The sequence below is a fragment of the Streptomyces sp. NPDC058653 genome, from assembly GCF_042716895.1.
In the GTDB taxonomy this organism is placed as follows: Bacteria; Actinomycetota; Actinomycetes; order Streptomycetales; family Streptomycetaceae; genus Streptomyces.
In genome coordinates, this window is sequence record NZ_JBHXRM010000048.1 from 1 (window position 1) to 14107 (window position 14107).

Consider the following 14107-nt stretch of genomic DNA (forward strand, 5'->3'; position numbering starts at 1 on the left):
GGTACTGCAGGGGGGACCCTGTGGGAGAGTAGGACGCCGCCGAACAATTTTTGTGGGGATGCCCCGCACCTTCAGGTGCGGGGCATTTTCGCGTTTATGGCAACTATGTCGAGGTTTTCAGCGCCCGCCGCATCGGGTATGATTTCTCTCGTTGCCGCGCCCCAATAGCTCAGTCGGTAGAGCGTCTCCATGGTAAGGAGAAGGTCTACGGTTCGATTCCGTATTGGGGCTCCAGCACAAGAGAAGGGCCCCGCCTGATGGCGGGGCCCTTCTTCGTTTGTCCGTCAGTTCGTCTGCCGCCGTCAGCTCTTCTGGGGCTCCGGCACACGCATCGCCAGGATCGCCATGTCGTCCGACGCCGGCTCCGCGGCGAACCTCTCCACCGCTCGCAGCACCCGCGAGGCCACCGCCCCGGCCGTGAGGCCCGTACAGCCCGTCAGTACGTCGACAAGGCCGTCGTCGCCCAACATCCTTGTCCCCTCCCGGCGTTCGGTGACGCCGTCGGTGACGCAGAGGAGGACGTCGCCCGGTTCGAGGGTGACCGTCTGCTCGTACAGCTCCAGGTCCTCCATGACGCCGAGCAGCGGCTGCGGGTCCGCCGCGGCCTCCACCGAGCCGTCCTGACGCAGACGCAACGGGAGCGGATGTCCGGCGCAGACGAATTTGAGGACCGCGCTGCCGTCCTTCTGGGGCCACAACTCCCCGTAGAGCAGCGTCAGGAAGCGGCTGCGGGCGCCCTCGTCGAGAATCGCCGCGTTCAGGCGCTCCAGTACCGCCGGGCCGCTGAAGCCCTCGCGGGCGAGGAGACGGAGCGCGTGCCGGGCGAGGCCCGTCACCGCCGCCGCTTCCGGGCCCGTGCCGCACACGTCGCCGATCGCGAAGCCGTACGCGCCGTCGCGGATCGGGAAGAGGTCGTAGAAGTCGCCACCCACCTCGTTGCCCTCGCCCGCGGCGCGGTAGATGACCTCGACCTCGACGTTGGGCACCTGAGGCAGTTCCGGCGGCAGCAGGCTGCGCTGGAGGGACTGACTGATCGCCATGCGCTCCGAGTAGAGGCGCGCGTTGTCGAGGGCGAGCGCCGCACGGCGGGACAGGTCCTCGGCCAGTTCCAGGATCTCCTGGCGGAAATGGTCGTCCGACGGTTTGCCGAGGGTGAGCATCCCGATCACACGGTTGCGGGCGACGAGAGGCAGCACGACGGTCTCTCCGCCCACCGCGGCGGCCGTGGCAAGCGTGGTGCCGATCCCGGAGGAGACGGGCGTGGAGGCCCCTCCCAGCTCCCTCATGGACGTACGGAGCGCGGCCTGGTGCGCGGCGTCCGCCGGGCCGGTCCAGACGCGGGCGCCCGGGGTCGGGACCGGGTCGGGCGGATCGATCTTGGAGAGGAGGGCCTTGAGGCCGTCGATGCGCTCCTCGTCCTCGTGCAGCACGTAGGAGAGGTACGGGTCCGAGGCCTGGTCGGCGATCGTGTAGACGGCGCACCAGGTGGCGAGCGTCGGCACCGTCATCTGGGCCATCAGCGCGAGCGTCTGGTCCCGGTCGAGAGTGCCGGCCAGCAGGTCGGAGGCTTCGACGAGGAAGGAGAGCGAGCCGCGCCGCAGACGTTCGAGCTCGCCGAGACGGGCCGATTCGACGGCCAGCGCGATGCGGTCGGCGGCGAACTGGAGGCGCAGCGCCTCCTCGTTGGAGTACCGGCCCGCCGATTCGGCGGCGACGCCGAGCGAGCCGGTGAGCCGGCCCTCGACCTTGAGCGGAACGGTCACGACCGAGCGCATGCCGGTGCCGTTGAGCAGCGGGACCGCGCCGGGGACGATGGCCAGGTCCTCGTGGACGGCGGGCATGCGCGCGGAGCCGTACCGCCCCGTGCCCGCCTCCACCGGGACGCGGGCGAAGCGCTGCCGGGCCGAGGGCAGGCCGGTCGTGGCCCGTACCTCCAGCTCCGTCTCGTCGTCGGTGGCGAGCAGCAGGAACGCGGAGTCGCCTTCGAGCATGTCGCGGGCGCGTTCCACGGTGCGCTGGAGCAGTCCGTCGAGGTCCTCGGGGGCCGGGGAGCCGATGAAGACCTCGAAGGGGTCCACGGTGCGGCTCTCGGCGCCGGCCTCGGTCACGGGGGCGCGCTGCGGGGTCTGGATCACGGCGCGTTCGTCGTCGCGTACGAGAAGGCAGACGGTGGACGGCTCGCCGTTGGTGTCGCGTACGCGGAGGTGGGAGGCGTACACGGGGATGACCCGGCCGTCGCTGCCCCGGATCCCGTAGCTGCCCTCCCAGCGCGACAGCAGCAGCGCCTCGACGATGCCGGTGCCGATGCCCGGTGTGTGGGGCCAGGCGGCGAAGTCCGTCAGGGGCTTGCCGGTGACCTGGTCGGCCGGGTAGCCGAAGAGGTGCTCGGCGTCCTCGTTCCACGTCGAGATCGAACCGGACCGGTCGATCTGGACGACGGCGACCCTGACGCGTTCGTCGGTGACGGGGAGGAGCGCGTTCGGAATGACGGGGCCGGCGGACCGGGCGCCCACGGGGCGGTCGGGCAGGTCGAGCTGGAACCAGACCTGCTTGTGCGTCGGTGTGTAGTCGACGCCCCAGCGGGAGGCCAGCGCCGCGCAGAGGAGCAGCCCGCGGCCGTTCTCCCGGTCGGGGCTGCCCAGCGACAGCCCCGTGCCCTGCATGGGGATCTCACGTTCGGGATAGCGGTCGGAGACCTCGACGCGGACGCCGTCCTCCGTACGGAGGCAGAGCACGTCCGCCGACGTGCCGGCGTGGATCACGGCATTGGTGACGAGTTCGCTGGTGAGGACCACGGCGTCGTCGACGACATCGGAGTAGCCCCAGCCCTGGAGCGTGTCGCGGACGAAGGCGCGGGCGGTCGCGACGGACCGCCCGACAGGGTCGAAGCTGGCTGCCGCCCGCGCGGTGATCACAGAACTCCTCGTACGCGTCTCGACGCCCGGCTCTGCCATGATGCGGCCCCGCCCTCCCGGTGCCCGGTGGTAGTACGTTCGCCACGCCGCCCCCGCCGGGCAGACGGGGACGGTTGGACAGCCGGATGCCAGGTTACTTACCTTCGCTGCGAGGGCGGATGCCGGTCGCCACTGTTTCCGCCTACCGGGGGTGGGGACGCTATGCGAAGCTGCCGAACTGTTATCGCCAGGTTCAGCCGTGGTGAAACACTGGGCAGGATTCCAGAGACAGTCTGAGTAACTTCTGAGCAGTACGGTCAACCCCCGCGGGAGGGACACGGTGGAGTCTGGCGTGGCGGCGCGTGGCAACAGCACGCGCGCGAAGGGCGGACGGTCCCGGAACAACGGGGCCACCGAGGTCGATGCGGCGGCTCTGAACAGACTGCTGACGGCCCTGGTGGCGATGCGGGACGGCAATTTCCGCAAGCGCCTGACCGTCTCCGGTGACGATGTCATGGCGGAGATCGCCGCCGTGTTCAACGAGGTGGCGGACCGGAACCTGCACCTCACGGGCGAGCTGGCCCGGGTCCGGCGCATGGTGGGCCGCGAGGGAAAGCTCACGGAGCGGCTGGAGACGGGCGCCTGCGAGGGGTCCTGGGCCGCGGCCATCGACGCGTCGAACGCGCTGGTGGACGACCTGGCGCGTCCCGTGTCCGAGGTGGGCCGGGTGCTGTCGGCGGTCGCCGAGGGTGACCTGGAGCAGCGGATGGAGCTGCGTTCGCACTTCGCCGAGGGGTCGGCGGGGACGGAGCGCCCGCTGCGCGGCGAGTTCCTGAAGGTCGCGAGGACCGTCAACAACCTGGTCGACCAGCTGTCCGCGTTCACCGACGAGGTGACGCGCGTGGCGCTCGAGGTCGGTACGGAGGGCAAGCTCGGCGGCCAGGCCAAAGTGCGTGGAATGTCGGGTTCGTGGAAGGACCTCACGGACTCCGTCAACACGATGGCGTACCGGCTCACGGCTCAGGTACGTGACATTGCTCTCGTCACCACGGCCGTCGCCAAGGGCGATCTGTCGCGCAAGGTGACCGTGCATGTGGCCGGCGAGATGCTTCAGCTGAAGAACACCGTGAACACGATGGTGGACCAGCTGTCGTCCTTCTCCTCGGAGGTCACGCGGGTGGCCCGCGAGGTCGGCACCGAGGGCGAGCTCGGGGGCCAGGCCACCGTGCCCGGTGTCGCCGGTGTGTGGAAGGACCTCACCGACTCGGTGAACACGATGGCCGGCAACCTGACCAGCCAGGTGCGCGGTATCGCGGAGGTCACCACCGCCGTCGCGAACGGCGATCTCTCCCAGAAGGTGACCGTGAGCGCGCGCGGAGAGGTCGCGCAGCTCGCCGAGACGATCAACCAGATGACCGAGACGCTCCGTACGTTCGCCGACGAGGTGACGCGGGTGGCGAGCGAGGTCGGCGGCTCCGGTGTGCTGGGCGGCCAGGCGCAGGTGCCGGGCGCCGCGGGCACCTGGAAGGACCTGACGGACTCCGTCAACACCGTCTTCCGCAATCTGACGACCCAGGTCCGGGACATCGCGCAGGTGACGACTGCGGTCGCCAACGGTGACCTCTCCCAGAAGGTCACCGTCGACGTGGCCGGCGAGATGCTCGAACTGAAGAACACCGTCAACACGATGGTGCGGCAGCTCAACTCGTTCGGCTCCGAGGTGACGCGGGTCGCCCGCGAGGTCGGTGTCGAGGGTCAACTGGGCGGCCAGGCGGAGGTCCCGGGCGCCGCCGGTACGTGGAAGGACCTCACCGATTCGGTGAACACCGCGTTCCGTAACCTCACCGGTCAGGTGCGGGACATCGCGCAGGTGACCACGGCGGTGGCGAACGGCGATCTTTCCCAGAAGGTCACCGTCGACGTCGCGGGCGAGATGCTCGAACTGAAGAACACCGTCAACACGATGGTGGCGCAACTGTCGTCGTTCGCCGACCAGGTGACGCGGATGGCGCGTGACGTGGGTACGGAGGGCAGGCTGGGCGGCCAGGCCCGGGTCGACGGCGTCTCCGGTACGTGGAAGGAACTGACCGACTCCGTCAACTTCATGGCCGGCAATCTGACGGACCAGGTGCGCCAGATCGCCCAGGTGACCACGGCCGTCGCGCGCGGCGACCTGTCCCAGAAGATCGACGTGGACGCGCGCGGCGAGATCCTGGAGCTGAAGAACACCATCAACACGATGGTCGACCAGCTCTCGGCCTTCGCCGAGCAGGTGACGCGCGTCGCCCGCGAGGTGGGCACGGACGGCAGGCTCGGCGGTCAGGCCCAGGTGCCCGGCGTCGCCGGTGTCTGGCGCGATCTGACCGACTCCGTGAACGGCATGGCGGGGAACCTGACCTCCCAGGTCCGCAACATCGCCCAGGTCGCCACGGCGGTGGCGCGCGGTGACCTGTCGCAGAAGATCGATGTCGACGCGCGCGGCGAGATCCTGGAGCTGAAGAACACCCTCAACACGATGGTCGACCAGCTGTCGAACTTCGCGGAGCAGGTGACGCGGGTCGCCCGCGAGGTCGGTACGGAGGGCATGCTCGGCGGCCAGGCCGAGGTGCAGGGTGTCTCCGGCACCTGGAAGGACCTCACGCAGTCCGTCAACTTCATGGCGAACAACCTGACCTCCCAGGTCCGCAACATCGCCGAGGTGACGACCGCGGTCGCCAAGGGCGATCTGTCGAAGAAGATCACCGTCGACGCCAAGGGCGAGATCCTCGACCTCGTCACGACCGTCAACACGATGGTCGACCAGCTGTCGAACTTCGCCGACGAGGTGACCAGGGTGGCCCGTGAGGTGGGCACCGAGGGCATCCTCGGCGGCCAGGCCCGGGTGCGTGGCGTCACGGGCATCTGGAAGGACCTCAGCGACAACGTCAACACGATGGCCAACAACCTCACCAGCCAGGTGCGGAACATCTCCCGGGTCTCGTCGGCCGTCGCCAACGGCGACCTGACGAAGAAGGTCACGGTCGAGGCGCGCGGTGAGGTCGCCGAGCTGGCCGACACCGTCAACATCATGGTGACGACGCTCTCGTCCTTCGCGGACGAGGTGACCAGGGTGGCCCGCGAGGTGGGCACCGAGGGCGAGTTGGGCGGCCAGGCGCGCGTCCCGGGCGTCTCCGGTACGTGGAAGGACCTCACCGAGTCGGTGAACTCGATGGCGTCCAACCTGACCGGTCAGGTGCGCCAGATCGCCACGGTCACCACCGCCATCGCCAAGGGTGATCTCACCAAGAAGATCGACATCGACGCCCGCGGTGAGATCCAGGAGCTGAAGAACACCATCAACACCATGGTCGACCAGCTCTCCTCGTTCGCCGAGCAGGTCACACGCGTGGCCCGTGAGGTGGGCACGGACGGGCAGCTGGGCGGCCAGGCGCGGGTCCGGGACGTCGACGGCACCTGGCGGGACCTGACCGAGTCGGTGAACGAGATGGCCGGCAACCTGACCCGTCAGGTGCGGGCGATCGCCGCCGTCGCCACCGCGGTGACGCGCGGCGATCTGAACCTCAAGATCGATGTCGACGCCGCGGGCGAGATCCAGGTCCTCCAGGACAACATCAACACCATGATCGCCAACCTGCGCGACACCACCCTCGCCAACGAGGAGCAGGACTGGCTCAAGGGCAACCTGGCCCGTATCTCCGGTCTGATGCAGGGCCGCCGCGACCTGGACGACGTCGCCTCGCTGATCATGAGCGAGCTCACCCCGGTGGTGTCGGCGCAGCACGGCGCGTTCTTCCTCGCGATGCCGACGGGCACCGTCTCCGAGCTGGGGACGGGAGGCCGGGACGGCTCGTACGAGCTGTGCATGCGGGGCAGTTACGGCTACTCGGCGGGCTCGATGCCGACGTCCTTCCGGCCCGGTGAGACGCTCATCGGTACGGCCGCCGAGGAGAAGCGCACGATCCAGGTCAATGTGCCGCCGGGTTATCTGAAGATCTCCTCGGGGCTCGGCGAGGCGTCCCCGGCGTATGTGATCGTGCTGCCGGTGCTCTTCGAGGGCAAGGTCCTCGGTGTGATCGAGCTGGCGTCGTTCCAGCCCTTCACCCAGATCCAGCGCGACTTCCTCAACCAGATCGCCGAGATGATCGCCACGAGCGTCAACACGATCAGCGTCAACACCAAGACCGAGGTGCTCCTCAAGCAGTCGCAGGAGCTGACGGAGCAGCTGCGGGAGCGCTCGGCGGAGCTGGAGAACCGGCAGAAGGCCCTTCAGTCCTCCAACGCCGAGCTGGAGGAGAAGGCGGAGCTGCTGGCGCGTCAGAACCGTGACATCGAGGTGAAGAACACCGAGATCGAAGAGGCGCGGCAGGTGCTGGAGGAGCGCGCCGAGCAGCTCGCGGTGTCGATGCGCTACAAGTCCGAGTTCCTGGCGAACATGTCGCACGAGCTGCGTACGCCGCTGAACTCGCTGCTCATCCTGGCGAAGCTGCTCGCGGACAACGCGGAGATGAATCTCTCGCCGAAGCAGGTGGAGTTCGCCGAGACGATCCACGGTGCGGGCTCCGACCTGCTCCAGCTCATCAACGACATCCTCGACCTGTCGAAGGTCGAGGCGGGCAAGATGGACGTCAGCCCCACGCGCATCGCGCTCGTACAGCTCGTGGACTACGTCGAGGCGACGTTCCGTCCGCTGACGGCGGAGAAGGGGCTCGACTTCTCGGTAAGGGTCTCCCCGGAGCTGCCGGCGACGCTCCACACCGACGAGCAGCGGCTGCTCCAGGTGCTGCGCAATCTGCTGTCCAACGCGGTGAAGTTCACCGACACGGGCGCTGTGGAGCTGGTGATCCGGCCGGCCGGGGCTGATGTGCCCAACGCGATCAGGGAGCAGCTCCTGGAGGCGGGTTCGCTGCGTGACGCGGACGCCGATCTGATCGCCTTCTCGGTCACCGACACCGGGATCGGGATCGCGGCGAGCAAGATGCGGGTGATCTTCGAGGCGTTCAAGCAGGCGGACGGTACGACGAGCCGTAAGTACGGAGGTACGGGGCTGGGCCTGTCCATCAGCCGGGAGATCGCCCGGCTGCTGGGTGGCGAGATCCACGCGGCGAGCGAGCCGGGCCGTGGCTCGACGTTCACGCTCTATCTGCCGCTGCACGCCAGCGAACTGCCTCCGCAGGGCTTCCCGCAGCTGACCCCGGGCATCGAGCCGGGGCGTGCCAACGGCGGCGCGGCGGGGCTGTCGGCGGAGCAGACGCGGCGGGACCGGCCCGCCGCGCCGACGGAGACCCGTACGGGGCCCGCCACGCTCTTCCGGCGCCGTCGCAAGGCCCTGAGCGGTCCCGACCAGCTGAACTCGCTGTCCCCGCGGCCCGCGGGGCCGTCCGCCGGTATGCCGGGGAACGGGAGCGGTCCGGCGGGGGCGGCCAACGGCTCGCGGATGTCGGGTGGTTCGGGGACCGAGGAGCCCTGGACGGCGGAGTCGCCGGAGGCACCGGAGGAGCGGCGTACGTTCTCCTTCGGCGGCGAGAAGGTGCTGATCGTGGACGACGACATCCGCAACGTCTTCGCGCTGACGAGCGTCCTCGAACAGCACGGCCTGTCGGTGCTCTACGCCGAGAACGGGCGTGAGGGCATCGAGGTGCTGGAGCAGCACGACGATGTGACGCTGGTTCTGATGGACATCATGATGCCGGAGATGGACGGATACGCGACGACGACCGCGATCCGCAGGATGCCGCAGTTCGCCGGGCTGCCGATCATCGCGCTCACCGCGAAGGCGATGAAGGGCGACAGAGAGAAGGCGATCGACTCCGGTGCGTCTGACTATGTGACAAAGCCGGTCGATCCCGATCATCTTCTGTCAGTGATGGAGCAGTGGATGCATCAGAAGTGACACGGAAGTGACGGCGGAGGCGGCTTCAGAAGTGAGCGACGGCTGTGCGAACCTGTGGCGGAAGACGAGTTCCTGCGGTTGAACACGTGTGAGGCACAAGTAATCGGGGAACTTTCCGAGCTCCTGTGACGTTTTTGCTACGTGCACAGTGACATCGCGGTGACAGGGTGTGGCGATAGGCGGGGTGCGGCTACCATGACCGGCACAAGGACGGACGGCGTAAGGGAGTCGTCCCCTGGGGCGGCGCCCGGTGCACAGCCGGGGCGAGGAGGGCGGGCCATGGTGCAGAAGGCCAAGATCCTCCTGGTCGATGACCGGCCGGAGAATCTGCTGGCGCTGGAGGCCATCCTCTCCGCGCTCGATCAGACGCTGGTGCGGGCATCGTCAGGGGAGGAAGCGCTCAAGGCGCTGCTGACGGACGACTTCGCGGTCATTCTGCTGGACGTCCAGATGCCGGGGATGGACGGTTTCGAGACCGCCGCGCACATCAAGAGGCGTGAGCGGACACGGGACATCCCGATCATCTTCCTCACGGCCATCAACCACGGTCCGCACCACACCTTCCGGGGATACGCCGCGGGCGCGGTGGACTACATCTCCAAGCCGTTCGACCCCTGGGTGCTGCGCGCGAAGGTCTCGGTCTTCGTCGAGCTGTACATGAAGAACTGTCAGTTGAAGGAGCAGGCCGAGCTGCTCAGACTGCAACTGGCCGGAGCGGGCGAGGTCAAGGAACCCGCCGGTCTCCTGGCAGAGCTGTCGGCGCGGCTCGCCGCTGTCGAGGAGCAGGCCGAAGCGCTCTCCAAGCAGCTGGACGACGAGTCCGCGGACGCGGCGGCCGTCGCCACCGCCGCACATCTGGAGCGCAAACTGACCGGGCTCCGCCGGGCGCTGGACGCCCTGGAACCGGGCAGCGGAGGCGGCTCTCCGCTTCCCTCTCCGAACTGACGGGCGCGCCCCGGGCTCCAACAGGCCCGTGGGCGGCCCGTATCCGTCGGGAAGGTCTCTTGCCGACCGCCGGTTCCGCCTGAGCCCGCCTGTTCCCGTAACGCCGGCGGTGAACTCTGACGGCGCGTCAGTTTCGCGCCCATGCCGGGCGACACGATCGGGTGAAGCGGTAGGCACACGTGTCCACCGACGTTCACACCGGTAACCTCACCCCCATGGCCTCACGTACGTCCGGCAAGGGTTCCCAGGGCGCGGCGGGCACCGCGAAACCGCGTGCCGGGCGTGCGAGCGGTGCCGCGAAGAAGGCGGCCCCCGCCGCCAAGAGCGCGGCGAAGAAGACAGCGCCCACGAAGAAGGCACCGGCCAAGAAGGCCGCCGCGAAGAAGTCCGCTGCCAAACCGGCACCCAAGCCCGCGCCCTCGCCGACGAACGGCGTCTACCGTCTCGTACGCCTCGTCTGGCTGGGGGCCGCGCACGCGGTCGGCGCCATGTTCCGCGGCATAGGGCGGGGCGCGAAAGGGCTCGACCCGGCGCACCGCAAGGACGGCAGCGCTCTTCTGCTGCTCGCCCTCGCCCTCATCGTCGCCGCCGGTACGTGGTCCAATCTGCGGGGTCCGGTCGGCGATCTCGTCGAGATGCTCATCACCGGCGCCTTCGGGCGGCTCGACCTGCTCGTCCCGATACTGCTGGCCGTCATCGCCGTACGGCTCATCCTCTATCCGCAGCGGCCCGAGGCCAACGGCCGCATCGTCATCGGCCTCTCGGCGCTGGTGATCGGCGTCCTCGGGCTCGTCCACATCGCTTGCGGCTCCCCGGGCAGGGACGCGGGCACCGAAGCCATGCAGGACGCCGGCGGGCTCATCGGCTGGGCCGCGTCGAAACCGCTGATCTTCGCCATGGGCGAGGTCCTCGCCGTACCGCTGCTGGTCCTGCTCACCGTCTTCGGGCTGCTCGTCGTCACGGCCACACCCGTCAACGCCATTCCGCAGCGGCTGCGACAGCTCGCGGTCCGCCTCGGCATCCTCGACCCGGTCTCGGACGGCGAGGACGACGAGGAGGGGGGGCGGGAGTACGAGAGCGACGACGAGCGGTACGACGACCAGTGGCGTGAGGCCCTGCCCGCGCGGACGCGCCGCTCGTCCTCACGGCGCGGCGCGGCGCCCGCCGACCACGACCCCGACGAGGCCGAGGTGGAGGCACTGGCAGGCCGCCGGCGGCCACGCAGGCGGTCGGTGCAGCCCGGCCACGACCGGCCCATGGACGCCGTCGACGTGGCCGCCGCCGCTGCCGCCGCGCTGGACGGAGCCGTACTCAACGGGATGCCGCCCTCGCCGATCGTCGCCGACCTCACCCAGGGCGTCTCGGCCGACCGGACACGGGACGCGGCGAGGGCGCGGCCGGGGGAGCGCACGCGCGGCGCGTCCGGCGGCAGGTCGGGCGCCGGAGCCGGATCGGGGCCGGCGTCGGGATCGGGTTCCGGGTCGAGATCAGGCTCGGGGGAGCGCTCCGTACCGTCGGCGCGTGAGTCCGAGCCGCACGGCACCGCCGCCGCGCGGTCGCCGTCCGGCGCCGTCGCCGATCTGACCAAGCCGCCGCCCGCCCAGGACCGCCCGCTGCCCCCGCGCGCCGAGCAGCTCCAGCTCTCCGGCGACATCACCTACTCCCTGCCGTCGCTGGACCTGCTGGAGCGCGGCGGCCCCGGCAAGACCCGCAGCGCCGCCAACGACGCGGTCGTCGACTCGCTGACCAACGTCTTCATGGAGTTCAAGGTCGACGCCACCGTCACCGGTTTCACCCGGGGGCCCACCGTCACCCGCTACGAGGTGCAGCTCGGCCCCGCCGTGAAGGTCGAGCGCATCACCGCGCTCACCAAGAACATCGCGTACGCCGTCGCCAGCCCCGACGTCCGCATCATCAGCCCCATCCCCGGCAAGTCCGCCGTGGGAATCGAGATCCCGAACTCCGACCGGGAGATGGTGGTGCTCGGCGACGTCCTGCGGCTCGCCGACGCCGCCGAGGACGACCACCCGATGCTGGTGGCGCTCGGCAAGAACGTCGAGGGCGGCTACGAGATGGCCAACCTCGCCAAGATGCCGCACCTGCTCGTCGCCGGCGCCACCGGATCCGGCAAGTCCTCCTGCATCAACTGTCTGATCACCTCGGTGATGGTCAGGGCGACCCCCGAGGACGTCCGGATGGTCCTCGTCGACCCCAAGCGGGTCGAGCTCACGGCGTACGAGGGCATCCCGCATCTGATCACCCCCATCATCACCAACCCCAAGCGGGCCGCCGAGGCGCTCCAGTGGGTCGTGCGGGAGATGGACCTGCGCTACGACGACCTGGCGGCGTACGGCTACCGCCACATCGACGACTTCAACCAGGCCGTACGCACCGGCAAGGTCAAGGCCCCCGAGGGCAGCGAGCGCGAGCTGACGCCCTACCCGTATCTGCTGGTGATCGTGGACGAGCTGGCCGACCTGATGATGGTCGCGCCGCGCGACGTCGAGGACGCGATCGTGCGCATCACCCAGTTGGCCCGCGCCGCCGGCATCCACCTCGTGCTCGCCACCCAGCGCCCGTCGGTCGACGTCGTCACCGGTCTGATCAAGGCGAACGTGCCCTCCCGGCTCGCCTTCGCGACCTCCTCGCTCGCCGACAGCCGGGTCATCCTCGACCAGGCCGGCGCCGAGAAGCTGATCGGCAAGGGCGACGGGCTCTTCCTCCCCATGGGGGCGAGCAAGCCGACCCGTATGCAGGGCGCCTTCGTCACGGAGGAGGAGGTCGCGGCCGTCGTCCAGCACTGCAAGGACCAGATGGCGCCGGTCTTCAGGGAGGACGTCGTCGTCGGCACGGCCAAGAAGAAAGAGATCGACGAGGACATCGGCGACGATCTCGATCTGCTGTGCCAGGCGGCCGAGTTGGTGGTCTCCACCCAGTTCGGCTCGACATCCATGCTTCAACGGAAGTTGCGCGTGGGTTTCGCCAAAGCGGGCAGACTTATGGACCTGATGGAATCACGGAACATCGTCGGTCCGAGCGAGGGTTCCAAGGCGCGTGATGTGCTGGTGAAGGCAGACGAGCTGGACGGAGTGCTCGCTGTGATCCGCGGTGTGCCCGCTCCCGAAGGAGCTGACGGAAATTGACGGAACCTGAGGCGATCCGACGGATACCCGGGGCAACTCTTTCCCCCGGTCGCGCGTCAACGTGGAGGAGGAGACACGCTGTGTCCCGCCGACACGCCGTCCGGCCATTCTGATGGCGTAAAGAGTCCATCCGCCCGGTTGCCCCACCCTTTCGTACCACCCATAGACTGAACATCCAGCAGGTGGCTACACGCTCGAAAGGCACTCCCGTGTCCATCGGCAACTCCCCCGAAGACGACCAGCCTTCCGCCGTCGAACCCGATGAGGACGAGCGGCCCGCCCCCGAAGAGGACAAGCCTTCGGTCGGCCACGTCCTCCAGCAAGCACGCTCCGCCGCAGGTCTGACGCTCGAGGACGTCAGCGCCGCCACCCGGGTGCGCGTGCCCATCGTGCAATCGATCGAACAGGACGACTTCTCGCGCAGTGGCGGCGACGTCTACGCCCGCGGCCATATCCGCATGATCGCGCGTGTCGTCGGCATCGATCCCGAACCTCTCGTCACGCAGTACGACTCCGAGCACGGCGGGCGCCCGTCGCCGACGCCCGCGGCCCCGCTGTTCGAGGCCGAACGGATCCGCCCCGAGCGTCGCCGTCCCAACTGGACCGCGGCCATGGTCGCCGCGATCGTCGCGGTGATCGGCTTCGTCGGCTTCACCATGTTCAGCGGTGGTGACGACGAGGGAGGGGGCAAGCAGGTCGCCGAGGGTCCGGCGCCGGAGAAGACCACCTCCGAGCCGAGCGCCTCGAAGCCCGCCGACCCCAAGCCCGACCCCTCGGACAGCGCCATCGCCGCGGCCCCGGCCGACAAGGTGACCGTCAAGCTCTCCGCCGTCGAGGACAAGAGCTGGATCTCGGCCAAGTCCCCCAACGGTGAACTGATCTTCGACGGACTGCTTCTGAAGGGGGAGTCGAAGACCTTCCAGGACGACGAGCAGATCGACTTCATCCTCGGCAACGCCGGAGTGATCGACATCTTCGTCAACGGCAAGCAGGTCGACGAGGACTTCGAGCCCGGCCAGGTGGAGCGGCCTTCGTACACGAAGGGTGACCCCGAGGCGGGCTGATACGGAGCCGGCGCCGAGGGCCCGTCCGCAGGGCGGAACCCGAGGCGTCGGCGGTGTCGGGGAGTGGTGCCGGACGGTGTGCTGGAGCCGTCCGGCGAGCGGCCGGTCGTCACCCGACCGGCGGGAGCGCCCTGCACGGCGGGAGGGCGGCCAGGACAAAGTAGTCTTGAG

5 protein-coding genes and 1 tRNA gene are annotated in these 14107 nt (G+C 69.2%); 5 read left to right on the forward strand and 1 reads right to left on the reverse strand.

Going from position 1 to position 14107, the window contains the following annotated elements; genetic code table 11:
• Positions 1 to 158 precede the first annotated feature (158 nt).
• Positions 159 to 234: transfer RNA gene (locus ACFWU9_RS30575), tRNA-Thr, on the forward strand.
• A 68-nt stretch (positions 235 to 302) separates the two neighbouring features.
• Here ACFWU9_RS30575 and ACFWU9_RS30580 read toward each other — a convergent pair.
• Positions 303 to 2954 carry a SpoIIE family protein phosphatase gene (locus ACFWU9_RS30580; RefSeq protein ID WP_384324189.1) on the reverse strand — a complete coding sequence of 884 codons (2652 nt, stop codon included), beginning with the start codon at positions 2952 to 2954 and terminating at the stop codon, positions 303 to 305.
• Between the two features lie 280 nt (positions 2955 to 3234).
• Between ACFWU9_RS30580 and ACFWU9_RS30585 the strand changes: the two genes are divergently transcribed.
• The 4 genes from ACFWU9_RS30585 to ACFWU9_RS30600 all read left to right on the forward strand — a co-directional run bounded on the left by ACFWU9_RS30585 (position 3235) and on the right by ACFWU9_RS30600 (position 13936).
• Entirely contained in the window at positions 3235 to 8784 is a 5550-nt protein-coding gene (locus tag ACFWU9_RS30585; RefSeq protein ID WP_384324191.1) for a HAMP domain-containing protein, read from the forward strand.
• 279 nt (positions 8785 to 9063) lie between these two features.
• A complete protein-coding gene (locus tag ACFWU9_RS30590) occupies positions 9064 to 9729 on the forward strand; it encodes a response regulator (protein ID WP_356592002.1) in 666 nt (221 codons plus the stop codon).
• A gap of 215 nt (positions 9730 to 9944) precedes the next feature.
• Entirely contained in the window at positions 9945 to 12872 is a 2928-nt protein-coding gene (locus ACFWU9_RS30595; RefSeq protein ID WP_384324193.1) for a DNA translocase FtsK, read from the forward strand.
• Between the two features lie 209 nt (positions 12873 to 13081).
• A complete protein-coding gene (locus tag ACFWU9_RS30600; RefSeq protein ID WP_384324259.1) occupies positions 13082 to 13936 on the forward strand; it encodes a helix-turn-helix domain-containing protein in 855 nt (284 codons plus the stop codon).
• Positions 13937 to 14107: the final 171 nt, after the last annotated feature.

Excerpts from the sequence above, each read along its gene's own strand:
- ACFWU9_RS30595 (WP_384324193.1), top strand. The coding sequence starts at position 9,945 with ATGGCCTCACGTACGTCCGGCAAGGGTTCCCAGGGCGCGGCGGGCACC.
- ACFWU9_RS30590 (WP_356592002.1), top strand. The coding sequence starts at position 9,064 with ATGGTGCAGAAGGCCAAGATCCTCCTGGTCGATGACCGGCCGGAGAAT.
- ACFWU9_RS30580 (WP_384324189.1), bottom strand. The coding sequence starts at position 2,954 with ATGGCAGAGCCGGGCGTCGAGACGCGTACGAGGAGTTCTGTGATCACC.